The 21,965-nt window shown below is 49.5% G+C and carries 22 protein-coding genes, 2 tRNA genes and 1 pseudogene; 13 read left to right on the top strand and 12 right to left on the bottom strand.

Features of this window, described 5'->3' with window-relative positions:
* Positions 1 to 57: 57 nt before the first annotated feature.
* Positions 58 to 801: a TrmH family RNA methyltransferase gene (locus tag C2M34_RS07955; protein ID WP_105213632.1), complete on the bottom strand. Its 744-nt coding sequence runs from the start codon at positions 799 to 801 to the stop codon at positions 58 to 60.
* 163 nt (positions 802 to 964) lie between these two features.
* Between C2M34_RS07955 and C2M34_RS07960 the strand changes: the two genes are divergently transcribed.
* From C2M34_RS07960 to C2M34_RS07980, 5 genes are all read left to right on the top strand, one after another.
* Positions 965 to 2,074, top strand: coding sequence for a YjgN family protein (locus tag C2M34_RS07960; RefSeq protein ID WP_105258495.1), 1,110 nt, complete (start codon positions 965 to 967; stop codon positions 2,072 to 2,074).
* A 3-nt stretch (positions 2,075 to 2,077) separates the two neighbouring features.
* On the top strand, positions 2,078 to 3,103 hold the full coding sequence (locus tag C2M34_RS07965; protein WP_105258496.1) for a M48 family metallopeptidase: 1,026 nt from the start codon (positions 2,078 to 2,080) through the stop codon (positions 3,101 to 3,103).
* Positions 3,104 to 3,131: 28 nt separating this feature from the next.
* Entirely contained in the window at positions 3,132 to 5,051 is a 1,920-nt protein-coding gene (locus C2M34_RS07970) for a hypothetical protein (protein WP_105258497.1), read from the top strand.
* 189 nt (positions 5,052 to 5,240) lie between these two features.
* Positions 5,241 to 5,972, top strand: a complete 732-nt coding sequence (cysZ, locus tag C2M34_RS07975) for a sulfate transporter CysZ (protein WP_105213636.1) — start codon at positions 5,241 to 5,243, stop codon at positions 5,970 to 5,972.
* A gap of 1 nt (position 5,973) precedes the next feature.
* On the top strand, positions 5,974 to 6,378 hold the full coding sequence (locus C2M34_RS07980) for a VanZ family protein (protein WP_105258498.1): 405 nt from the start codon (positions 5,974 to 5,976) through the stop codon (positions 6,376 to 6,378).
* Positions 6,379 to 6,410: 32 nt separating this feature from the next.
* Here C2M34_RS07980 and rlmM read toward each other — a convergent pair whose 3' ends face one another.
* From rlmM to hemA, 11 genes and pseudogenes are all read right to left on the bottom strand, one after another.
* Positions 6,411 to 7,496, bottom strand: a complete 1,086-nt coding sequence (gene rlmM / locus C2M34_RS07985) for a 23S rRNA (cytidine(2498)-2'-O)-methyltransferase RlmM (protein ID WP_105200643.1) — start codon at positions 7,494 to 7,496, stop codon at positions 6,411 to 6,413.
* A gap of 9 nt (positions 7,497 to 7,505) precedes the next feature.
* Complete coding sequence (locus C2M34_RS07990) at positions 7,506 to 7,871, bottom strand: DUF423 domain-containing protein (RefSeq protein WP_105200644.1); 366 nt, start codon at positions 7,869 to 7,871, stop codon at positions 7,506 to 7,508.
* 9 nt (positions 7,872 to 7,880) lie between these two features.
* Complete coding sequence (locus C2M34_RS07995) at positions 7,881 to 8,495, bottom strand: alpha/beta family hydrolase (RefSeq protein WP_105258499.1); 615 nt, start codon at positions 8,493 to 8,495, stop codon at positions 7,881 to 7,883.
* Positions 8,496 to 9,395, bottom strand: coding sequence for a transcriptional regulator GcvA (locus C2M34_RS08000; protein ID WP_105258500.1), 900 nt, complete (start codon positions 9,393 to 9,395; stop codon positions 8,496 to 8,498).
* A gap of 135 nt (positions 9,396 to 9,530) precedes the next feature.
* A complete protein-coding gene (gene kdsA / locus C2M34_RS08005; RefSeq protein ID WP_105200647.1) occupies positions 9,531 to 10,385 on the bottom strand; it encodes a 3-deoxy-8-phosphooctulonate synthase in 855 nt (284 codons plus the stop codon).
* A 10-nt stretch (positions 10,386 to 10,395) separates the two neighbouring features.
* On the bottom strand, positions 10,396 to 11,649 hold the full coding sequence (locus tag C2M34_RS08010) for a DUF819 family protein (RefSeq protein WP_105258501.1): 1,254 nt from the start codon (positions 11,647 to 11,649) through the stop codon (positions 10,396 to 10,398).
* Positions 11,650 to 11,661: 12 nt separating this feature from the next.
* Positions 11,662 to 12,462: a tetratricopeptide repeat protein gene (locus C2M34_RS08015; protein ID WP_105200648.1), complete on the bottom strand. Its 801-nt coding sequence runs from the start codon at positions 12,460 to 12,462 to the stop codon at positions 11,662 to 11,664.
* Positions 12,463 to 12,556: 94 nt separating this feature from the next.
* Positions 12,557 to 12,928, bottom strand: coding sequence for a SirB2 family protein (locus C2M34_RS08020; RefSeq protein WP_105200649.1), 372 nt, complete (start codon positions 12,926 to 12,928; stop codon positions 12,557 to 12,559).
* 48 nt (positions 12,929 to 12,976) lie between these two features.
* Positions 12,977 to 13,831 (bottom strand): peptide chain release factor N(5)-glutamine methyltransferase, encoded by an 855-nt coding sequence (prmC, locus tag C2M34_RS08025; RefSeq protein ID WP_442792781.1) that lies wholly within the window; start codon positions 13,829 to 13,831, stop codon positions 12,977 to 12,979.
* Position 13,832: 1 nt separating this feature from the next.
* A complete protein-coding gene (gene prfA, locus C2M34_RS08030; protein ID WP_105258502.1) occupies positions 13,833 to 14,918 on the bottom strand; it encodes a peptide chain release factor 1 in 1,086 nt (361 codons plus the stop codon).
* Positions 14,919 to 14,925: 7 nt separating this feature from the next.
* Positions 14,926 to 16,181 (bottom strand): annotated as a pseudogene (gene hemA, locus C2M34_RS08035) (glutamyl-tRNA reductase).
* A gap of 217 nt (positions 16,182 to 16,398) precedes the next feature.
* Here hemA and lolB point away from each other — a divergent pair.
* From lolB to C2M34_RS08075, 8 genes are all read left to right on the top strand, one after another.
* Positions 16,399 to 16,983 carry a lipoprotein insertase outer membrane protein LolB gene (gene lolB, locus C2M34_RS08040; protein ID WP_105258503.1) on the top strand — a complete coding sequence of 195 codons (585 nt, stop codon included), beginning with the start codon at positions 16,399 to 16,401 and terminating at the stop codon, positions 16,981 to 16,983.
* Positions 16,980 to 17,837, top strand: coding sequence for a 4-(cytidine 5'-diphospho)-2-C-methyl-D-erythritol kinase (ispE, locus tag C2M34_RS08045; RefSeq protein WP_105258504.1), 858 nt, complete (start codon positions 16,980 to 16,982; stop codon positions 17,835 to 17,837). The genes lolB and ispE overlap by 4 nt, the downstream gene beginning before the upstream one ends.
* A 123-nt stretch (positions 17,838 to 17,960) precedes the next feature.
* On the top strand, positions 17,961 to 18,908 hold the full coding sequence (locus tag C2M34_RS08050; protein ID WP_105200654.1) for a ribose-phosphate pyrophosphokinase: 948 nt from the start codon (positions 17,961 to 17,963) through the stop codon (positions 18,906 to 18,908).
* 240 nt (positions 18,909 to 19,148) lie between these two features.
* Positions 19,149 to 19,766, top strand: coding sequence for a 50S ribosomal protein L25/general stress protein Ctc (locus C2M34_RS08055; RefSeq protein WP_105200655.1), 618 nt, complete (start codon positions 19,149 to 19,151; stop codon positions 19,764 to 19,766).
* A gap of 19 nt (positions 19,767 to 19,785) precedes the next feature.
* A complete protein-coding gene (gene pth, locus C2M34_RS08060) occupies positions 19,786 to 20,370 on the top strand; it encodes an aminoacyl-tRNA hydrolase (RefSeq protein WP_105200656.1) in 585 nt (194 codons plus the stop codon).
* A 28-nt stretch (positions 20,371 to 20,398) separates the two neighbouring features.
* Positions 20,399 to 21,490: a redox-regulated ATPase YchF gene (gene ychF / locus C2M34_RS08065; RefSeq protein ID WP_105200657.1), complete on the top strand. Its 1,092-nt coding sequence runs from the start codon at positions 20,399 to 20,401 to the stop codon at positions 21,488 to 21,490.
* Positions 21,491 to 21,690: 200 nt separating this feature from the next.
* Positions 21,691 to 21,767, top strand: a tRNA-Met gene (locus tag C2M34_RS08070).
* 112 nt (positions 21,768 to 21,879) lie between these two features.
* Positions 21,880 to 21,964 (top strand) — tRNA-Leu (locus C2M34_RS08075).
* The last annotated feature ends 1 nt before the right edge of the window (position 21,965 follow it).

A 21,965-nucleotide genomic window follows, 5' to 3' on the forward strand; every position in this document is an offset into this window, starting at 1 on the left:
ATTCTAGTTGTTATTCTAGTTATTATTGGTTGCAACATCTGCCTTAGCGCTAGGCACTTAACCGTGACAACGCTTTATATTATCTAAAATAATGCCACTGGCAATAGCCACATTTAAGGATTCGGCGCCACCATAGCCGGCAATAGTGATACGCTCGCTGACATGCTCCGCCACCGCATCACTGATACCGTGAGATTCACTGCCCATCACCAAGATGCCTTGCCCGCCAAAGTCGGTGTGATGCAGGTTTTGTCCACCTAAGAAAGCGCCGTAAACCGGCTTATCACAGCTTTCCAGGTAGGCGGGCAAATCGACTTGATGGCATGACACCCGGGTAAAGGAGCCCATGGTGGCACTGATCACCTTGGGGTTATAAGGATCGGCGCAATTGGCCGACAACAAGACCTGTTTAAAACCGTACCAGTCCGCCAAACGAATGATGGTGCCGAGATTGCCCGGATCGCTGACGCCGTCTAGGGCTATTTGCCAAGGAGTATGCTCGATTTCCACCTGAGCCATGGGGGCCACGGCAATGGCATCGTTATTAGTAACCAGGGTGCTGACCTTAGATAAGGCCGCTTCATCGCTGTGATGCACATCCTTACCACTTAAACGGCTTTCAATCAGTTGTTTATGGGCCGCGCAGAACTCATCGCTGGCAAATAGTTCGGTGATGCCATGCTCGCTTTGCAATAGCTCAAGCACATTTTTAGTGCCTTGAACTAAAAATGCTTGCTGCTGTTTACGGTATTTCTTTTGACCTAATTGACGCAGGTGCTTTTGCTGATTTTTTGAAAGCATAGGGCATGGCCTTGGCTAATAACTAAGGAGGACCGACCTATTATACACATGCTTTGCCCCATTGCAGAGAGTAAAAGCAGGTTAAGCCCTTGCATCTGTTGCATTATTCGAAACTTAACGCTAAATTAATGAGCTGCGTTTTAACCGCCAAAAAGACTAAAAAATGGATTTATCACAAACAGATAGCGCAACTAACACGACGCCTCAGTTTCAACCTTATAGCCGTCGCGTCGAGTTTAGTGGCTCAGGGAAAGAGTTTTTCTCAATTTGGATCGTTAACATAGTTTTGACCTTGCTAACCCTGGGAATTTATTCCGCCTGGGCCAAGGTACGCACCTATCGTTATTTCTACGGCCATACACAACTCGATGGCCATAGATTTGATTATTTGGCAACGCCGATTCAGATACTAAAAGGCCGCATTCTTGCCTTTATCTTTTTTGTTATTTATATGTTCTGCACCCAGTTTGTGCCTGTGCTGGGCATACTGGCGATTTTTATTCTGCTGTTTTTAACGCCCTGGATCATCAATCAGGGCATGCGCTTTAACATGCGTATGAGCCGTTATCGCAATGTGCGCTTTAACTTTAAGGGCAGTTATGGCGAGGCCTTTGTGGTGTTCTTATTGCTGCCAGTGGCCAGCGTATTCACCCTTTATTTATTGCTTCCGTACGTGTTTAAACGCATGGACCAGTATTTACACAGCCATATTGAGTTTTCCGATACCCCCATTAGTGTCAATACCAAGGGCGGTGAGTATTATTTAGCGGCGCTGATGGCCTATGTTGCCGCCGGCATTGTCGCGGTGATCATGCTAGCCCTGGCTGGTGCCTTCGGTTTTGGCCTGGAGGCCATGATCCAAGACCCGGAAATGATGAACGACCAAGCCGGTGCTATTGCCGGTGTAAGCATCATGGTGATGATGATGATTGTTTACTTTGTTGCCTTTGCGGTAGCCACGGGCATTTATCAGACTCATATTCGCAATCACCTGCTTAACAGCAGCGAACTGCAGGGCATTGCCGATTTTAAGTCGGATTTAAAGATGATCGACTACACCCTGCTGGTATTTACCAATACCCTGGCCATCGTCTTTAGCCTAGGTTTGGCTTACCCCTGGGCCAAGGTGCGCAGCGCCCGCATGCTTAGTAACGCCACCGAAGTGACCTTCCTGTGCGACCCGCAAACCCTGCACGATCAACTGGGTGAGCAGCAATCGGCGTTTGGCGAAGAAGCCGCTGACATGTTCGATATCGATCTGTCTTTGGGCTAACGCATGCAAGTCACCGGGTTTTATTACCTGAACAATCAAAGCCACAGCACGGAAGTAACCCTGTGGCTGACGCAAGATAGCAGTTGCGAGCAAGTGCGCATTTACAGTGGCGATGAGTTGTTGGTGCAATTTGACCAATACCGTCAAGGCCAGCAGCTCAGCGGCCTGCCGGTAGAGCTGGTGTTTATTGACGGCAGTCGTTTTGTACCCCATAGCGCCAGCCATCGCTGGCCTTCGGAGTCCGCTTGGGATCGCCTGCTGGAGCGCATCGAAAAACATAAAACGGCTGTGCTTGGCTGTGTAATAGCCAGCGCTGTGCTCGCCTGGCTGTTGTTCTTTAAGTTCATTCCTGCCAGCGCCGCTGTGGTCGCTCGCTCATTACCAGACTCTGTGGTTCATGCTGCATCAGAGCAAACCCTGGCAGCACTGGAATACGTGTATCTGGAACCCACTAATCTGGACGAGGCACAGCAAACCCATATTCGCACCTTGTGGCAAAGCCATATTGCGAAAATGGACCAGGCTCCCGAGCATTTGGTTTTGCACTTCTACAGTGCCCCTGAGATAGGCGCCAATGCCTTTGCCCTGCCCGACGGCCAGGTGGTCTTAACCGACGAACTCGCGCTTATCCTCAAAGATAACGACACCGCCCTGCTTGCGGTATTACTGCACGAAATTGGCCATGTTCAATATCAGCATGGCCTGACTTTGGCGGCCCAATCCGCCGGCTCTTCGGTCACTTTGGCGCTGATGTTTGGCGACCTGGAAGGCTTTGCTGAGATCATCATGGGTACGGGTTCGGCCTTGATCCAACAGCAGTTTTCTCGCGATATGGAACGTCAGGCCGATACCTTTGCACTAGAGCAGCTTAGCCAATTAGGCTATCATCGCTCGGCTTTTGCCGAGGCCATGCAGGCCCTGGCTCAGGCGCACGGGATGGATGAAAAAGAGCAAGGCACTTTGTGGGATTATCTCTCATCACACCCAGCAATTTCCGAGCGCATAGAAAACGCGCATAAAACGGACTAAAGAATTCTATTAACTCCAAGGAATCATCATGGCTTATGATTTTGGCTCGAAAGGGCTAGGTATTTCTAACCCATTTAAAATTGAAGGAACGATACGCACCGCAGGTGGTGCCATTATCACCCTGATTGGTTTATTTAGCCTTTTTAAAGTCACCTCTTTAACGCAAACCGATATGATCTCTGCCTGGGCCTACGCAGCAGTAGGCTTAGTGCTTATGATCTTAGGTTTAAAACGCTGTGGTAGCGGCCTTTTCCAACTGTTTAAATTCTTCGTTGGCCGCTCGGTACCCAGCTCATTAGCACTCAACCTAAGCAAGAGCGAGCAGGAAAATGCGGCGCTGGAGCAAAAGAAAGGTTCCCTAGCCTATACGGCGAAAACCTTGGAATCCATGTTGATGGGGCGCAAAAACGCCACCTTCACCGAGCCCAAGGGCTGGGTAGGTCGTTTTGCTCACTCGGTATTACCAAAATTAATCTTCTTGCCCTACCCCATGCGTAATGTGGCACAGGAAGTCATCGGTGTTATTCTGCAAACCATTTTGGCCTTTGTTGCCTTCGGCCTGACCTATTTTGTCTCATCATCTGGCCTGGCCGGTGAAGCGGGTCATATTATCGTCCCGGTATTCTCAGCGCTGATTTTGGTTTACCTGCTGCTATGCTGGCGCAGTGCTGCCAATGCGGTAAGCCTGAACCGAGTAAAACGCCTTAAAGACGTAGGCGCCGCCTCACTTGCGAAAATCATCGCCTTTTCGGTGATCTTCCCCGTGGTTATAGGTCTTATCTATCATCATTTCTTCGCCCCACATAAGGGTGAATTGGAGCAATGGGCGCAGCTGACAGAAAAGGTAAGCCTGTTCTCCGCCTGGCCTAGCCTCTTTACCTTATTATTCCTAGGTGCGCTTTGCTGCGCGGCAGTCTTCTACCTGATCAATGCCCGTAGCAAACAAAACGAAGTGGCCACCGAGGTCAGCGAATACCGTGCTAACTTGCAAGAAGAAGTGCATCCGAACGAGATCTTCATCAATATCGAAAGCATAGTTCTGGCCAACCGCCGCTATAAAGAAATCCCGAACCGTACCTATATCGACTTCGATCCGGTCTTGAATGAGCAAAGCAGCAGCAAGGGTGATTTCCGCGGCGAATTGCTGATTGAAACCCAGCCTGAGTTTAATCCTCGTCCTGGCCACAAGGGCTTTAATATTACCCGTTTGGTAAGCACCACAGCGGCTCAGCTGTGTCTGGTGATCGGTGCCTTGTTGTTCTTCTCACTGGCTGGCGAAACCATTGGCCTGTATCACTTTATCAGCCAGCAGAGCAGCCTGTTACCTGAGTTCACCCGTGCCGCCAACCGTGGCAATATCGAGCTGTTACAAAACTGGTTAGGCGAGCTCTCTGGCCTGATCGTGGCCGTGCTTGGTACCTTCTTTATGTGGCAAATTTTCAGCACTATAGGCCGTATGTTGGAAAACTTCAGCCATGTGTTCTGGGCGGAAATGCAATTTAGCTCTTTGCTACTGTATCTAAAAACCGAAGGTACTTTCACCGAGTCGAAGATCTCTACCGGTATGTCAATCCATGACTCGACGCGCAGTGAAAACGTGGTGATCAAGTCGTCAATCACGCCTTGGATCATCAGTTCGCGCATCAGCTCAAGCACCTTCGCCACCAGCGGTGCCGATAATGTTGAGATGCCGCGTTACGTGATGGCGATGAAGAAGAATGAGCAAGAGCTCAATACCATAGTCGATGAAATCCACAGCTTCTTAAAAGCACGTGAAAACATTGCCGGCTTCAGCAATACCTCGGATCTGCAAAACGCCGAAAACATCTTAAAGATGAACCAGGTGTCACGCGCTCAGCAGGAAACACCGACGCTCATCGAAGAGCAAAGCGGTGCATACCGCGAACGTCAGCAGCAAGAAGCAGACATGCTCGAAGATAAGAACTAACCATCACCACCTCCTTAGGAGATGGTTTAAAGTTGACAATAAACGCCCTGCCTAGCAGGGCTTTTTTTTGCCCGTTTTTTAAAACCCTAGCCCGCTGTTTTTGCAACAATTGTTTACCACTTTGCGCTGTAAATTCGCAGCGCCTTAGATATACTGCAAACCATACCCTGTAACACTTTGAGGTAAAGCATGCAGTTAGGTCGCGGATTTGAATACTTTTTTAGTGGTTTTCCAATGATCACCGAAAAAGGCCTAAAACGCTTTGTACTGATCCCCCTGATGATCAACCTGGTGATCTTCGGCACATCCCTGTTTTTTATTTATGGCTGGCTGACCGACGCCTTCGCCTGGATTAATGCCCAGCTGCCCGAATGGTTGTCCTGGCTAGAATGGCTGTTGTGGCCTTTAGCACTTCTGGTGGTGCTATTTAGCTATTCGATGATCTTTACGGTGATCACCAACTTTATCGCCGCCCCCTTTAACGGCATCCTCGCCGAGAAGGTGGAATTACATTTAACCGGGCAGCGCGTCAACGACGACGGCCTGCTCGATACCATGCGCGATGTGCCGCGTATGCTTGGCCGGGAATGGACCAAGCTGTGCTATTACCTGCCCCGCGCCATCGGCTTTTTTATCCTGATGTGGTTTCTGCCGATAATTGGGCAGATCATCTGGGCGCTGTTTACCTGCTGGATGTTCGCCATTCAATATAAGGATTACGCCTTCGATAACCACAAGGTGAGCTTTGGTGATATGAAGCGCGATTTAAATGCACATAGGGGACTGTCCTACGGCTTTGGCGCCGGGGTGATGCTCTGTGCCATGATCCCCATTCTCAACATGATAGTCATGCCGGTGGCCGTGTGTGGCGCCACCAAGTTGTGGGTGGAAAACTACCGTAACAATTATCGCGGGCAATAATATGAAAGGCACCTGGCAATGGACGCTGATGTTATTGGCGCTTGGCTTTTTTGCGTTTTTGGGCTGGATCATCTATCTCGCTAATACAGGCCAGCCAAGCATCTTTTTTGACTTGGTCAGAGCCCTGCCCTATGGCGATAAGCTGGGCCACTTCGTACTCTTTGGCACCGCCACCTTATTATTGAGCCTGGCCTTAAAAGCCGCCTACTGGCGCCTTGGCAGGGTAAAACTATACTGGGGCGCCTTAATCGTTTTTCTCTTTGCCCTAAGCGAGGAAATAAGCCAGACCTTTGTAGCCAGTCGCACCTTTGATCTGGTGGATTTAACTGCCGACGTTTTCGGCATAGCCGCGGCCAGTTATCTAATCAGCCTCTTGGTGAAGCAATACAAAAAAAGCCAGAGTTAATCTCTGGCTTTTTTGCATCATAGGTATATATCTTAGCTAAATACGTTTTGCGGTACGCGCAGCACTTGCAAATGCACCGTAACCTCTTCACGGTCGTGATACAGGTGCTTGGCCTGCAGGTTGTATTTTACGCCATACTCATGCAGTTCATCGCGAATACGCTGGAGATTCTCGTACACAGTATCAAAGCGCTTTTTCATTGGCAGCTTAAGGTTGAAAATCAGCTCCTTCGCAAAACCGTTCACAGCCCAATCAATCATTAGCTCGGTCACGCGGCTTGGTTTTTCCACCATGTCGCACACCAACCAGCTGATATTACGACGCTCAGGGCGGAACTTAAAGCCGTCTTCACGATAGTGCTTAACCTGACCACTGTCCATCAAGGCCTGATCCATGGGGCCATTGTCTATGGCCTGCACAAACATGCCACGGCGCACCAACTGATAGGTCCAGCCGCCGGGGCAAGCACCCAAATCCACTGCCTTCATGCCCGAGGCCACACGCTCTTCGCGCTCATCTTCAGGCACAAACATCATAAAGGCTTCATCAAGCTTAAGGGTTGAACGGCTCGGTGCATCCTTAGGATAACGCAGGCGCGGGATACCCATATACAAGGGTGAGTTGTTAAAGCTAAACGAATAACCCACATAAGCGGTATCGCTGGCGATAAACAACACATGCAAGGTCGGGCGGTTTTTAACCTGTTGACGCAGCAGGGTTTCCTGACTCTCTAATGCCTTGGCCAGAGGGTTGCTGATCTTTTTACAGAACTTAGAAAGCTCTTTGCCTTCGTTGGTATCACAGGTTTCCACGCGCAATTCACCGCATAGAGGGAATGACTTGGCAACCTCACAAATGCTGCCGACGCGGTCGTCGATAGGCATTTTTGCTACTTGCGTGCCGATAAACCACTGGCGGGCAAAGATCATGTCCTTAAACGGGATCTTCTTGATCAGGTATTCTGCTTCATCTTGGCTATAGCAGTGATATGCCACCAAGGCCGAATTCGGCTTCGTCTTAACATAACCGCCCACACCTAGATTGCTGGCGTGGTGAGTGATCTCTGCGGCAGCGTCGTTTTCGAAACCAGCGCGACAATAAATAACGATACAGGACATGGTAATGACTTATTTCATTTGTAAAAGTTTAATAACCATCGCCGCCCAGGCGACAATAAAGCACAGGCCACCTAATGGAGTAATGGGGCCAAACCACTTAATGCCGGTTAGGGCCAAAGCGTACAGACTGCCACTAAATAATAGGATGCCGGCGAGCATAAAGTAGCCGCTGACATTAAATTGCATCCCGAGTTTCCCCAGCACGCCGATTAATATGAGCCCAAGTGCATGATATATCTGGTATTCAACCCCGGTTTGAAAGACGCCGATAGCGTACTCCGAGAGCCGACTTTTTAGGCCATGAGCGGCAAAGGCGCCGAGTATAACACCGAGCCCTGCGAAAATCGCGCCTAGCACCAAAAATAACTGACTCATAGCTGCTCCTTAATAAAGTCCACTGGCGACATCCGCCGCCTGCTGCCAATTGCCCTGCTGGGTAAAACCGCTTCTTTTACGCGGCACCAGGGAATGGTCGCCGTCACTCAACCAATGGATTTGTGCCGGACGGGTGTCGGCAAGCTGACTTAATTCATCGCGCTTGCCAAAGGTATCCCGCTCGCCCTGAATAACGCAAAACGGCACCTTGATATCATCAAAGTGGGCAACCCTGAGCTTGTCTTTTTTCCCCGGAGGATGAAACGGATAACCAAAGGCTAATACTCCACGCACCTCTGCACTGCTTCCTTCGGGCTGCGCCACCAGCATACTGGCCATGCGCCCGCCCATGGATTTGCCACCGATAAACAAGGGCAAGGCATCTTGCCGCTGGGTCAGTTGTTGATTAAAACTGGCCAGCAGCTTGTCGGCGCGATCCGGTGGGCGACGCTTGTTCTCTGCCTTGGCTTTTTCCATATAGGGAAAATCAAACAAGCCAACGCTAATTCCCTGCGCTGCCATTAAGCGCGCCAGCTCTTGCATAAACTCACTGTCCATACCGGCGCCGGCGCCATGGGCAAAAATAAATTGAGCAATCGGCTGCTCTGCATTAAACCACTGCATTTAGAGTTGCTCCTGCTCTTTTTCTACCAGACCTAACATCCATTCTTTAAAGGACACTATTTTACCCAGCTCGGATTGTGACTCACGAAATACCAGATAATAGGCATTTTTACTTTCCAAGCTGTGGTTGAAGGGCACGATCAAACGTCCGGCGTCGATTTCAGGTTTTGCCAATACCAGGTTCCCTAAAGCTACCCCCTGACCATGGGTTGCGGCCTGCATGGCCATGGAAGAGTGGGAAAAAATCGGTCCCTGATTCACCTGAACATTACGCACCCCGGCGGTCTTCATCCACACCTTCCAAGGACGTCGGGTGGTGTCGTGTAACAAGGTGTGATTTTGCAGATCCTGCGGCTCATTCAAGGGCTTGGGCCCGGTGAGCAGCATGGGGCTACACAAGGGCACCAGATATTCCGTATGCAACTTATGGGTTTCCACCCCACTCCAGTGGCCACGACCATAATAAATGGCTACATCCACATCATCTTGTAGCGAGTTGTCGTCCTGATCCTGCGCCTTAATTCGCACATCGATATCCGGATGCTGCTCATTAAACAGGCTTAAGCGTGGAACCAGCCATTGAATGGCGAAACTTGGAGTCAGACTTACGGTTAAGGAGCCCTTGGCACCGCGAGCCAGGCGCCTTTCAGTAGCATCGTCCAGCTGAGTGAAGATCTCTTTGATATCGAGAAAATAACCCTGACCTTCCTCGGTCAGCAATAAAGAGCGGTTCTTACGTAAAAATAATTTTAAGCCAAGATGCTCTTCTAATGTTTTGATCTGATGGCTCACCGCGGCCTGAGTAACATAAAGCTCTTCTGCGGCCTTGGTAAAGCTTAAGTGCCTTGCCGCAGCTTCAAAAGCCTTGAGGGAATTAAGAGGGGGAAGTCGCCGAGCCATAGCCAATAGATTAGTTTTTTTAATTTGAACTGATTATATACAAAGGCCTTCAAGATGCCAATTTAGTGCGCAGCGCTGGCTCAAACATAAAAAAAGCCAGCAACTAGGGCTGGCTTTAAATCATTTAAAATAAATCTACAGATCGCTGGCGCTGGTATCTAGCGGTGGAAAGCTTTTTACCAGATCATCAATGGCCTTCATTTGCGTTAAATACCCTTCTAACTTAGCCAGTGGCAAGGCGCAAGGGCCGTCACATTTGGCTTCATTGGGGTTCGGATGCGCTTCAATAAACAAACCAGCAATACCTAGCGCCATACCGCTGCGTGCCAGCTCTGCAGCCTGGGCACGACGGCCATCGGCGCTATCGCTGCGTCCGCCAGGGCGCTGCAAGGCATGAGTAGCGTCAAAGATAACTGGGGCCATGGTTTTCATATCGTCCATACCCAGCATATCAACAACCAGGTTGTTATAACCAAAGCTGGTGCCGCGCTCACATAAGGCCACCTGCTCGTTACCGGCTTCGGCAAATTTCTTGATGATATGACGCATTTCGTGCGGTGCTAAAAACTGCGGCTTTTTCACATTGATCACATTGCCGGTTTTGGCCATGGCCATCACCAGGTCGGTTTGACGCGCCAAGAAGGCTGGCAACTGAATCACATCAACCACTTCGGCCACTGGCGCGGCCTGATAAGGTTCATGCACGTCAGTGATCAAAGGCACATTAAAGGTGTTTTTGATTTCCTCAAAAATTTTTAAACCTTCTTCCATACCTGGGCCGCGATAAGAATTAATCGACGAGCGATTGGCCTTATCAAAAGAGGCTTTAAACACGTAAGGAATGTTTAACTTGTTGGTCACTTCCACATAGTGCTCGGCGATGCGCATGGCAAGATCGCGAGACTCCAACACATTCATGCCACCGAACAGTACAAAAGGTTTGTCGTTGGCCAATTCAATGGCGCCAATATTAATTTGTTTAATGGTCATTTTTAATTCCTTAAGGGGCGACCGACTGCATGATCAAGCCGCAAATATAAGCCATATACGTACCTACGCCGTAACCCAGCACAGCCAACAGCACACCTACAGGTGCTAGCGACGGGTGAAACGCCGAGGCCACAACGGGCGCCGAAGCTGCACCGCCAACATTGGCCTGCGAGCCCACCGCCATATAAAACAGCGGCGCCTTAATGGCCTTGGCAACAATCAACATCAAGGCCGCGTGAGTCAGCATCCAGATAACACCCAAGACAAAGTACCATGGGGTATCGAAGATGGCGGTGATATTCATATGCAAACCGATAGAGGCCACCAGAATATATAAGAAGCTGGATGCCACTTTTGAGGCGCCAAATGCTTCGATATGACGCACACGGGTAAACGACAGACCAATACCTATGGTGGTTGAAATCACGATTAGCCAGAAGAATTTGCTGTTTAAGCTGTATTCTTGCGCCCAGGCAAACTGGTCGAAATAAGGCGCCAGTATATCGCCACAGAAATGAGCTAAACCTGTAATACCAAAAGCGATGGCGATTATGGTCATATAATCATTCAAGGTCGGCAGGCGTGCATGCTCGGCATGATAGGCTTCGACGCGTTTTTTAAGATCTTCGATGGCGCTGGTGTCGGCGCCGGTTTTCGCATCTATGGCTTTATGGTTACCAGCCATCAAGAGCAATACCGCCATCCAGAGGTTGGCAACAATGACATCCACGGTCACCATGGCGGAGAAGATATCTCCCCCAACGTCAAACATTTCCTTCATCGAGGCCTGGTTAGCCCCGCCGCCTATCCAGCTGCCGGCTATGGTGGTCATGCCACGCCACACCGCATCCGGGCCATGGCCGCCGACTACCTCGGGGTTTACCGCACTCATAACCAGGATGGCCAAGGGGCCGCCTATGACTATGCCTAGGGTCCCGGTCAGGAACATGATCAGCGCCTTGGGGCCAAGGTTAATAATGGCCTTTAAATCTATACTGATGGTCAGCAAAATCAAACAGGCTGGTAGTAAATAGCGCGAAGCCACGTGATACACGCTCTTCGCACTTTTTTCGTCGACTATGCCAAAGGTATTGAGTAAAGAAGGCAGGAAGTAACATAGCAGCAACGCTGGCACATACTTATAAAAGGTCCGTAGCCAGTGGTTTTGACTATGGGCGGTTTTAAAAATCACGCCGAGAATTACGGCGAGCAGGCCCATCACCACGGCTGGATTGCTGATCATGGCCTCAGCAGGTTGATCCATAATGATTCCTTACTAATGTAGTGTGTTGTTATTATTGTCGAGCTCATCAATTTGATGGCGTACTATTTCAATACCTGGGTCGTCCGGGCACTCTTCAACAAAGAAGCGCAGGTCTTCTTTGGCCAGCTCAGGGCGATTAATCTGATTGAGCAAATAACCACGGTCGCGACGCTCGTAAGGGTCGTCACCTATCAGCTCTAACAACAGCTCGGCACAGGCCAAGGCGCTGCCAAAACGCTCGGTAGCAATAAACGCCCATTTTTGATGGGCCAGGTACAACTTATAGATTTCTTCGTCGATAAGCAGCTCTGGGCTTTGCTCTGGCTCGGCGTTTTCCGGCTGCAGATGCCACATTTGCTGGCCCGAAGTCGGCTCGATCAGATAATGCTCCTGATCACTGAAGTGCACCTGCACCATCACGCTTTGATCCACCAGCACCAGATCCGCATTAAAACCTGCGTCCTCTAAAATACCGTGCAATATAATGCCCAGCGCCAGGCTGTTTCCGGTGCGATAAAGCAGGGCAAAGTACACGCTGTTAAGGCGATACTCGGGCACATCCTGATGGGTACCGCTAAAGCCCCATTCGGTGTAGAAACTATCGACCACGGCATCCAGTGCCTGATGCTTATCATCTTCATGGCGCGCAACGATTTCATGCGCTTGCTGCTCTAAGCTTTGCAACTGCGTATAGGCTTGCTCGGCTTGAGCCTGGGCCTGCCAGCGTGATTCGGCGGCAATACAACGGTTTATGGCGCTAACACTGTAGCTGTGCTCTAAATCAAATTGGTCATCTAACCAAACATCAGACATAGATAGGGATATCTCACAGGCAATAAAATGGCCACTAGTTTACCTAGGATCGCCCTAAGATACCAATTTCACTGCGTTAGCGCCGTATTCACGGCTAGAAAAACGCGGATTTTGTACCCGCCAAATAGCCAATTGCCAACAACACCAAGGTGTTAACTCCCAGCCATAGCCATTTTTGCCCTTTGCTTTGCGCTTTAAGTAGCTTAAAGCCAATAACAATATAGGCCACAACCAGGATGATTTTTTGCCATAACCAGGGCATGGTCAACGGATTCATGCTGGCCACAATCAGTAGCGCCACCGCACTCACTAGTAATAGGGTGTCGACTACATGACTGGTGATAAACACGCCCTTGTTTGCGGCAATTTTGCCACTACCAAGGCGCGAAAACGCGCGGACGTAAAAAAGCACTACACTGAGCACCACAAATAACACATGCGTGTGTTTGATAGCGATATAATCCATGTTCTTCCTTAAGGGTCTGTTGACCTTTGTTGTTATTTTATCTTTATTCTACGCACACCCGGGCACCAACTCGGCCAGGGTAATGCGGTCATTGTCACCTAAATCGCGCTCGGTGCGGGCATTAATGTAACCATGGTCGGTGAACAATTGACGCACCGCGGCACCTTGCTCGTAACCATGTTCAAACATCAGCACACCGGGGCGCGTTAAAAACGCTTTGGCATGAATAATAATATGTTCTATATCTGCCAGCCCCTGCTGCGCGGCAACCAAGGCGCTAAGCGGCTCAAAGCGCACATCACCCTGCTGCAAATGGGGATCCGCCGCATCGATATAAGGTGGATTGCTGACGATTAAATCATATGTAACATCATTAAGGGCGCTAAACCAGTCACTGTGCATAATTTGCACATTGCTAAGCCCCAGATTTTGCTTATTTTTTAGTGCTAAAGCCACTGCATCCGCGCTGGCATCAAGGGCATCGATATGCCAGCTGGGGCGCTCCGAGGCCAGCGCCAGGGCTATGGCTCCGGTACCTGTGCCAAGATCAAGCACTCTGGCGTTATCCGGCAGGGCTAACGCTAAAGCTTGTTCAACCAGTGTTTCTGTGTCGGGGCGAGGAATAAGGGTGCTGTTATTAACCATGATGGGCAGCGACCAGAACTCCCGCACTCCGGTGAGGTGAGCAACGGGATGACCGGCGCAGCGCTTTTCCAGCAGCTGCGTAAAGTCATCGTATTCCTGTTCGCTAAGTGGGCGGTCGCCCCAGGCAAAAAGGTAGCTGCGGGGACGTTGCAAGATATGCAGCATCAGCACCTGAGCGTCAAGTTTTGGCGAGTCGCTCAGGGCTTGCAAGCGCTTTGTGGCCGCTGACAAGGCATCATCTATGGATGGCAGTGCCAACTTACTCCTCTCCCATCGCCGCCAGAAGGTCGGCCTGATGCTCAAGTAAAAGTGGGTCAATAACCGCACCCAGTTCGCCGGCAACGATTTCGTTAAGGCGATATAGGGTTAGATTGATACGGTGGTCGGTAATACGACCCTGCGGGTAGTTATAGGTACGAATACGCTCAGAGCGGTCACCGCTACCTACCAGGTTACGGCGTTGAGTTGCTTCTGCGGCCTGACGTTTTTCCGTTTCTGCCTGCTCTAGGCGAGCGGCAAGTACGGACATGGCCTTGGCACGGTTCTTATGCTGTGAACGCTCGTCCTGACATTCAACTACCACACCGGTTGGCAAGTGAGTAATACGAATTGCCGAGTCGGTTTTGTTAACGTGCTGACCACCGGCGCCGGAGGCGCGGAAGGTATCTACCTTGATATCCGCCGGGTTAATTTCGATGGCTTCTGCCTCTGGAATTTCTGGCATCACGGCAACGGTACAGGCAGAGGTATGCACTCGGCCTTGCGATTCGGTTTCTGGCACACGTTGTACACGGTGGGCGCCGGATTCAAACTTAAGCTTGCCGTAAACGCCATCACCCTTGATATTAGCGATCACTTCTTTGTAGCCGCCGTGCTCACCTTCGTTGGCGCTGACCACTTCCACCTGCCACTTTTGTGACTCGGCGTAGCGGCTGTACATGCGGAATAGATCACCGGCGAAAATCGCCGCTTCGTCACCACCGGTACCGGCACGTACTTCAAGGAAGACGTTGTTATTGTCTTTTGGATCTTTAGGTAGCATCAAGACTTGAAGCTCGTCTTCAAGAGCTTCAATTTGGCCTTTGGCTTCTTTGAACTCTTCCTGAGCCATTTCGCGCATATCTGGATCTGAGTCTTTGAGCATTTCTTCCGCTGCGGCGACATCGCCCTGCGCCCGCTGGTATGCGGTGAAGGTTTTTGCTACTTCTTCGAGCTCCGAATACTCTTTAGATAAAGCGCGGAAACGATCCTGATTGCCGATCACCTCGGGATCACTGAGCAACGCCTGCACTTCTTCATAGCGTTCCACTAAGGATTCTAACTTACGGTATACGGACTCTTTCATCTGTTTGTTATTCCTGGTTAATTCCTAACATCTTCTTCATTTGTGCCAACTGCCCCAGCTCGCCTTTTTCAGCGGCGTCTTTAATCGCCTTGGTAGGAGCATGCATCAAACGATTGGTCAATTTATTGGCCAGCTCGACCATCACCTTGTCCGGTTCTTTACCGCTGGCAAGCTGGCTTAGCGCCCGCTCTAACAATTGTTCTTTGGTTTGCGTTACCTCGTTGCGGTAATCGCGGATCATATCGAGCGAATCAAGGGACTTCAGCCAACTGGCAAACTCTTCCACCTTGGCGGCGATAATGCCCTGCGCCTGCTCTGCTGCCTGCTCTCGCGTCGCCATATTTTCACTCACTATGGCCTGCAGATCGTCCACCGAATAAAGGTAGGCATCGTCAAGTTCCGCTACCTGGCTTTCGATATCCCGCGGCACGGCGATATCGATAAACAGCATGGGCTTGTTCTTACGGGTGCGCAGCGCCTGCTCAACCACACCCTTACCGATAATAGGCAAGGTACTGGCTTGGAACTTATAACGATATCAGCATTGGCCAGTTGCTCGGGCAATTGCGCCAGGGAGATCACCCCAGCGGCAAATTCATCGGCCAGATTACGAGCCCTATCCAGAGTACGGTTTGCCACCGTCATGGACTTGGGTGAATGCTGATGAATATGGCGCGCTACCAGCTCTATGGTTTCGCCGGCCCCGATAAGCAAAACGCTGGTGTTATTAAGTTGACCGTAAATATGCTTAGCCAGATTCACCGCTGCATAGGCAACGGAAACCGCGCTGGCACCTATATTGGTCTCGGTACGTACTTGCTTGGCCACCGAGAAGGTACGCTGGAACAAACGCTCGAACAGCACGCCAACACCGCCATTTTTCTTGGCGCTGGCATAAGCCTGTTTAATTTGCCCAAGAATTTGCGGTTCGCCCAAGACTAAAGAGTCCAGGCCACATGCCACCTTCATCAGGTGAGCTATGGCGTCATTATGGTCGTAACTGTAAACATTGTCGGCCAGTTCTTCGATATCGAGACAATGAAACTCGGCCAGCCACTGCAATACCTGCTCGGGTGTGCCGCTCTCTAGCGAGCAATAAATTTCGGTGCGGTTGCAGGTCGAAACAATCACGGACTCAGCGAATTCATCCTGCATGGTGAGTTGCTGTAGTGCACGATCAAGCTGCTCCGCCGAAAAGGCGACTTTTTCTCGTAAATCAACGGAGGCCGTTTTGTGATTAATACCCAGTGCGACTATGGTCATGGTGACAACTATTGCTTAACAACCAATTTGATTAAATACCTACTCATTGATAAATTAGCGCACACAAGCGCTTTACCGGCAAATGGATTTTTACGATGCCGACAAACGCTTTATTCGACGCTAAATACAAATCGCTTGCAATTAATATTGGTCAAAACCTGCTACAAGCGAATAATTTTACGAAAATCAAGCGAATAAGAAAAGGCAGGAAAGACATTTGATTAACTTTCGATTGATTTTGCTGGTGTTTTTTTTGTTTATCACCGGCTGTGCTCAACAAATCCCAAAATCCACCACCCCAGATGACAACTGGCGCCAGCAACTTGCGACCATCTCTCATTTCAGCGCGGAAGGGAAAATGGCCTTTATTTCGCCACAAAAGCGCCAATCGGCTAACTTTGTGTGGCAACAGCAAAATAAAGACTATGAACTGGATCTCAACACCTTTATCGGCACCAATGTACTGCGCCTGCAAAAGCAAGGTGAGCAGGTACACCTGGAAGTGGATGATGGGCATTATCAAGATCAGAATGCGCAGCAACTGGTTTACCGCTTAAGCGGCTGGCTGTTGCCATTAACTGAACCGCAAAGCTGGCTGCTCGGGCAGCTTGAGAGCGATGCCGAGTTGGATGAGCTCGAACGCGTGCGCAGCGCCCACTGGCTAAGCCCGGATCAGCGCCGCTGGCAAATTCGCTATGAAGAATACGAGGCCATAAACGGCGTCTGGTTGCCCACCCGCATCACCCTGGTTCATGAATCACTGCGGGTAAAACTTTTAATTAATCAATGGCAAGTGCAATGAATTCCCAAACTTTGAGCGTGATTGCCCCGGCAAAGCTTAACCTCTTTTTACATATCACCGGGCGTCGCGATGACGGCTACCATGAACTGGAAACCCTGTTTACTTTTCTCAATTACGGCGACACCTTGCACTTTAAAGAGCGCCCTGACCAGGAGATTGCCGTCGCTCCCCTGCCCGGCGTAGCCAATACCGATAACCTTATCTATCGCGCCGCGCGCATGCTGCAGCAGCGCTATGAAGAATTAGGCTATGCTCATAAGGGTGTCGACATCAGCATAGACAAGGTGCTGCCCATGGGCGGCGGCGTTGGCGGTGGCTCATCCGATGCAGCCACCACACTGCTGGCTTTAAATAAAATGTGGCAACAACGCCTGAGCTTGGCACAATTGGCTGAACTTGGGGTGTCACTGGGCGCCGATGTGCCGGTTTTTATTCACGGCCACAGCGCCTTGGCACGCGGCATAGGTGAGCAATTACACACCGTGGAGCTGCCTGAACGCTGGTATTTAGTGGTGCATCCTCAGGTGCATATTAGTACCGCCGCTGTTTTCACTCACCCCGACTTAATACGTGATAGTGAGAAACTTCCAGAGCAGTGGCAACTGGCGCAGCAGCGTAACGACTGTGAGCCGCTGGTCAAAAAGCTGTACAGCGAGGTTGAAAAAACACTGCTGTGGTTGTTAAAATACGCCCCGTCGAGAATGACTGGCACTGGGGCATGTTGCTTTGCCGAGTTCGAAAATGAACAAGCCGCACGCAATGCTCTAGAAAAGCTGCCTGAAAAATGGCATGGCTTTGTTGCCAAAAACCTGAACAAGTCGCCCGCTCATACGGCACTTGGTTTAGAGAAGTAAAGTGTTTAAGTTAGCCTGTAACCAGGCATACTCCTGCACCTTTGCAAACCTTGGTTTGCCATCGCAGTCGATATGCTTAACTTACAAGTTAGTCCCAAATTTCAGTGCCCGAGGACCCCTACCGTGCCAGACATGAAGCTCTTTGCTGGTAATGCAACGCCTGAACTTGCTCAAAAAGTTGCAAAACGTTTATATATCGAACTAGGCGATGCCGAGGTTGGTCGTTTTAGCGACGGTGAAATCAGTGTGTCTATTAATGAGAACGTCCGTGGATCGGACGTTTTTATTATCCAGTCTACCTGTGCGCCAACTAACGACAACTTAATGGAATTGATCGTTATGGTTGATGCGCTACGCCGTGCATCTGCAGGCCGTATCACCGCCGTAATTCCTTACTTTGGCTATGCTCGCCAAGACCGCCGCGTGCGTTCTGCTCGTGTACCAATCACGGCCAAGGTTGTTGCCGACTTCCTATCTAGCGTAGGTGTCGACCGAGTACTAACCGTTGACCTACACGCAGAGCAAATCCAAGGTTTCTTCGATGTGCCAGTAGATAACGTATTCGGTAGCCCGGTACTAATCGAAGACATGAAGCAGCGCAACTTTGAAGATGTTGTTGTTGTGTCTCCTGATATCGGCGGTGTAGTACGTGCCCGTGCTATCGCTAAGTTACTAGACGATAAAGACTTGGCGATCATCGACAAGCGTCGTCCACAAGCCAACGTCTCACAAGTAATGCACATTATTGGTGATGTTAAAGGCCGTGACTGTATTATCGTTGACGATATGATCGACACCGGTGGTACCTTATGTAAGGCAGCTGAAGCGCTTAAAGAGCATGGCGCCAAGCGCGTATTTGCTTATGCCACGCACCCGGTGCTTTCTGGTAAAGCAGCCGAGAACCTACGCAACTCAGTAATCGATGAAGTGATTGTAACCGATTCAATCCCTCTATCTGACGAGCTAAAAGCGCTGGATAACATCAAGGTATTGACCCTTGCCGATATGATGGCCGAAACCATTCGCCGCATCAGCAACGAAGAGTCAATCTCAGCGATGTTCGAGCACTAAGCTCAACATCTTAGCGAGGGCTCGGGTTTCCCCCTAGCCTTTTGAAAAACACCGCAATCGCTTAGCCATTAGCTCTGAGCAATTGCGGTGTTTTTTTATATCTCTTGTTTATTTTATAAGGTCGCGGTGGTACTATAGCGCGCCTTTTTTGATTGGTGGTTGTTTAAACGGCTATCAATCGGCTAAGACTTTTGGTCGCGAAGGTCTTAAAACTTTAACTAAATTATTTTGGAGACATCCATGTCTAACATTTCTTACACATTTGATGCAGAAGTACGTGCTGAGCTAGGTACTGGTGCGAGCCGCCGCCTACGTCGTGCAGACAAAGTTCCTGCAATCCTTTACGGCGCAGACAAAGAAGCTGTATCTCTAACGCTTGACCACAACAAAATCATCCAAGCGCAAGCACACGAAGGTTTTTACACTCACATCCTTACGCTAAACATCGGCGGTGAGTCAGTTGAAGCGATCCTTAAAGACGTACAACGTCACCCGTTCAAGCCTAAGATCACTCACTTAGACTTCCAACGTGTTGACGCTAACTCTAAGATCCACACTAGCATCCCAGTACACTTCATCAACGAAGATGTAGTAACTAAGAAAGGTGCAACTGTTGTTCACCAGCTAACTGAGATCGAAATCACGTGTCTTCCTAAAGTACTTCCTGAGTTCATCGAAGTAGACGTAGCTAAACTAGCTGCAGGTGATTCACTACACCTGTCTGACGTTAAACTTCCTTCAGGTGTTTCTTCTGTTGAACTAGCTAAAGGTGCTGATCACGACCAAGCAGTTGTAACTGTTGTTGCTCCTAAAGGCGCTGCAGCTGAAGACGCAGAAACTGAAGAAGCAGCAGAATAAGGTTTAAGGTGTTAGCACCTTGAATACTATTCAAATGCTAGTGGGCCTGGCTAATCCAGGCCCCGAATACAAAGATACTCGCCATAATGCAGGGGCATGGTTTATCGAAGAACTGGCCGCCCGCTACAACTGCATCCTCAAGCCCGATAGCAAACACCATGGCCTAACCGGCAAGGTGCTTATTGCCGGCACAGAATATAAATTATTGATCCCCACCACCTATATGAACCTCAGTGGTAAAGCCGTCTCAAGCCTGGCAAACTTTTATAAGATCCCAGTTGAGAGTATTCTTGTCGCTCATGACGAGATGGACTTAGAGCCGGGTACAGCCAAATTAAAAAAAGGTGGCGGTCATGGTGGTCATAATGGCCTTAAAGACATCATTGCCAAGATGGCCAATAATAAAGAGTTTATGCGCTTACGCATTGGCATTGGTCACCCCGGACACAAAGATAAAGTAACTGGCTGGGTTTTAGGCAAGGCACCGGCGGCAGATCAAGAAAAGATTAACGCAGCGGTAGATGAAGCGGTGCGTTGTATGGAAATTTTGGCGAAAGATGGTGTGCTTAAAGCACAAAACAGACTCCATTCATTTAAGCCTTAGGCTTAAAGATTAAATAGGTATTAAGAATATGGGTTTTAAATGTGGCATCGTTGGCTTGCCTAACGTAGGTAAATCAACTCTATTTAACGCACTTACTAAAGCTGGTATTGAAGCGCAAAACTTCCCGTTTTGTACCATCGAACCAAACACGGGTGTAGTTCCTGTTCCAGATACGCGCCTAAATCAATTGGCCGAAATCGTAAAACCACAGCGTATTCTACCTACGACCATGGAGTTTGTGGATATTGCCGGTCTGGTTAAAGGCGCTTCTAAGGGTGAAGGCCTAGGTAACCAGTTCCTTGCCAACATTCGTGAAACAGATGCCATCGGCCATGTGGTTCGCTGCTTTGAAAACGAAAATATCGTTCACGTAGCGGGCACGATCGATCCAGCTGACGATATCGATGTTATCAATACCGAGCTCGTACTAGCCGATATGGATACCGCCGATCGCGCCATGCAGCGTCAAGCGAAAAAAGCCAAAGGTGGCGACAAAGACGCCAAATTTGAAATTCAGGTACTTGAGAAAGTAAAAGCACACCTTGATGAAGGCTTAACGCTACGCTCATTAAGCCTAGAGAAAGAAGAGAAAGCGGCTATCGCCTATCTTAACTTCTTAACCATCAAGCCAACCATGTACATTGCCAACGTCAATGAAGATGGCTTTGAAAATAACCCACACCTGGACAAGGTACGTGAAATCGCCGCTGCAGAAGATGCAGTTGTGATCCCGGTTTGTGCCGCCATCGAAGCGGAACTTTCTGAGCTTGATGATGAAGATCGCGAAGAGTTTATGGCCGACTTGGGCCTTGAAGAACCGGGTCTTAACCGCGTAATTCGTGGTGGTTATGAGCTGTTAAAGCTGCAAACCTACTTCACCGCCGGTGTGAAAGAGGTTCGTGCCTGGACTATTCCTGTGGGTGCAACGGCGCCACAAGCCGCCGGTAAGATCCACACCGATTTTGAACGTGGTTTTATTCGCGCCCAGACTATTGCTTTCGCTGACTACATCGAATTCAAAGGCGAAAATGGAGCCAAAGAAGCGGGTAAGATGCGCCAAGAAGGTAAAGAATACATAGTTAAAGACGGCGATGTGATGAACTTCTTGTTCAACGTATAAAAAGTTTTTACCTTGATAAGCCCGCTATTTGCGGGCTTTTTTGTAGGCTTTTTAAGCAAGATAAGTCGATTTTTATTCGCTTCGTTTGTTTTTCAAGCAAACGATTCATCCTGAATGTGTTTTTCGCAAAAAGGTGTTGACGCGCTTTCACCATATCAGCATAATACGCCCCGCATCAGCGATGATGACAAACAAAAGTTGGCTACGTAGCTCAGTTGGTTAGAGCACATCACTCATAATGATGGGGTCCCCTGTTCAAATCAGGGCGTAGCCACCATTTTCCACTACCAAGGAAAATGGAAAGCTAGTTTGTATGCGAAAGTAGTGGAATTGGCCGATGTCTTGAATTAGACGCTGGTTTTAGGTTCCATAAAATACTTAAGCGAAATGCGGGAGTGGCGGAATTGGTAGACGCGCTGGATTTAGGTTCCAGTATCTTCGGATGTGTGAGTTCAAGTCTCACCTTCCGCACCAT

It is taken from the genome of Pseudoalteromonas sp. T1lg88, from assembly GCF_002964765.1.
Taxonomy (GTDB): Bacteria; Pseudomonadota; Gammaproteobacteria; order Enterobacterales; family Alteromonadaceae; genus Pseudoalteromonas.

Coding starts and splice junctions, on each gene's coding strand:
- C2M34_RS08000 (WP_105258500.1), bottom strand. CDS start 9,395: ATGGCTCGGCGACTTCCCCCTCTTAATTCCCTCAAGGCTTTTGAAGCT.
- C2M34_RS07965 (WP_105258496.1), top strand. CDS start 2,078: ATGCAAGTCACCGGGTTTTATTACCTGAACAATCAAAGCCACAGCACG.
- prfA (WP_105258502.1), bottom strand. CDS start 14,918: ATGAAAGAGTCCGTATACCGTAAGTTAGAATCCTTAGTGGAACGCTAT.
- cysZ (WP_105213636.1), top strand. CDS start 5,241: ATGCAGTTAGGTCGCGGATTTGAATACTTTTTTAGTGGTTTTCCAATG.
- C2M34_RS08020 (WP_105200649.1), bottom strand. CDS start 12,928: ATGGATTATATCGCTATCAAACACACGCATGTGTTATTTGTGGTGCTC.
- C2M34_RS08055 (WP_105200655.1), top strand. CDS start 19,149: ATGTCTAACATTTCTTACACATTTGATGCAGAAGTACGTGCTGAGCTA.
- C2M34_RS07960 (WP_105258495.1), top strand. CDS start 965: ATGGATTTATCACAAACAGATAGCGCAACTAACACGACGCCTCAGTTT.
- C2M34_RS08010 (WP_105258501.1), bottom strand. CDS start 11,649: ATGGATCAACCTGCTGAGGCCATGATCAGCAATCCAGCCGTGGTGATG.
- C2M34_RS07995 (WP_105258499.1), bottom strand. CDS start 8,495: ATGCAGTGGTTTAATGCAGAGCAGCCGATTGCTCAATTTATTTTTGCC.
- ispE (WP_105258504.1), top strand. CDS start 16,980: ATGAATTCCCAAACTTTGAGCGTGATTGCCCCGGCAAAGCTTAACCTC.
- kdsA (WP_105200647.1), bottom strand. CDS start 10,385: ATGACCATTAAACAAATTAATATTGGCGCCATTGAATTGGCCAACGAC.
- C2M34_RS07980 (WP_105258498.1), top strand. CDS start 5,974: ATGAAAGGCACCTGGCAATGGACGCTGATGTTATTGGCGCTTGGCTTT.
- C2M34_RS08015 (WP_105200648.1), bottom strand. CDS start 12,462: ATGTCTGATGTTTGGTTAGATGACCAATTTGATTTAGAGCACAGCTAC.
- rlmM (WP_105200643.1), bottom strand. CDS start 7,496: ATGTCCTGTATCGTTATTTATTGTCGCGCTGGTTTCGAAAACGACGCT.
- C2M34_RS07990 (WP_105200644.1), bottom strand. CDS start 7,871: ATGAGTCAGTTATTTTTGGTGCTAGGCGCGATTTTCGCAGGGCTCGGT.
- C2M34_RS07955 (WP_105213632.1), bottom strand. CDS start 801: ATGCTTTCAAAAAATCAGCAAAAGCACCTGCGTCAATTAGGTCAAAAG.
- ychF (WP_105200657.1), top strand. CDS start 20,399: ATGGGTTTTAAATGTGGCATCGTTGGCTTGCCTAACGTAGGTAAATCA.
- C2M34_RS07970 (WP_105258497.1), top strand. CDS start 3,132: ATGGCTTATGATTTTGGCTCGAAAGGGCTAGGTATTTCTAACCCATTT.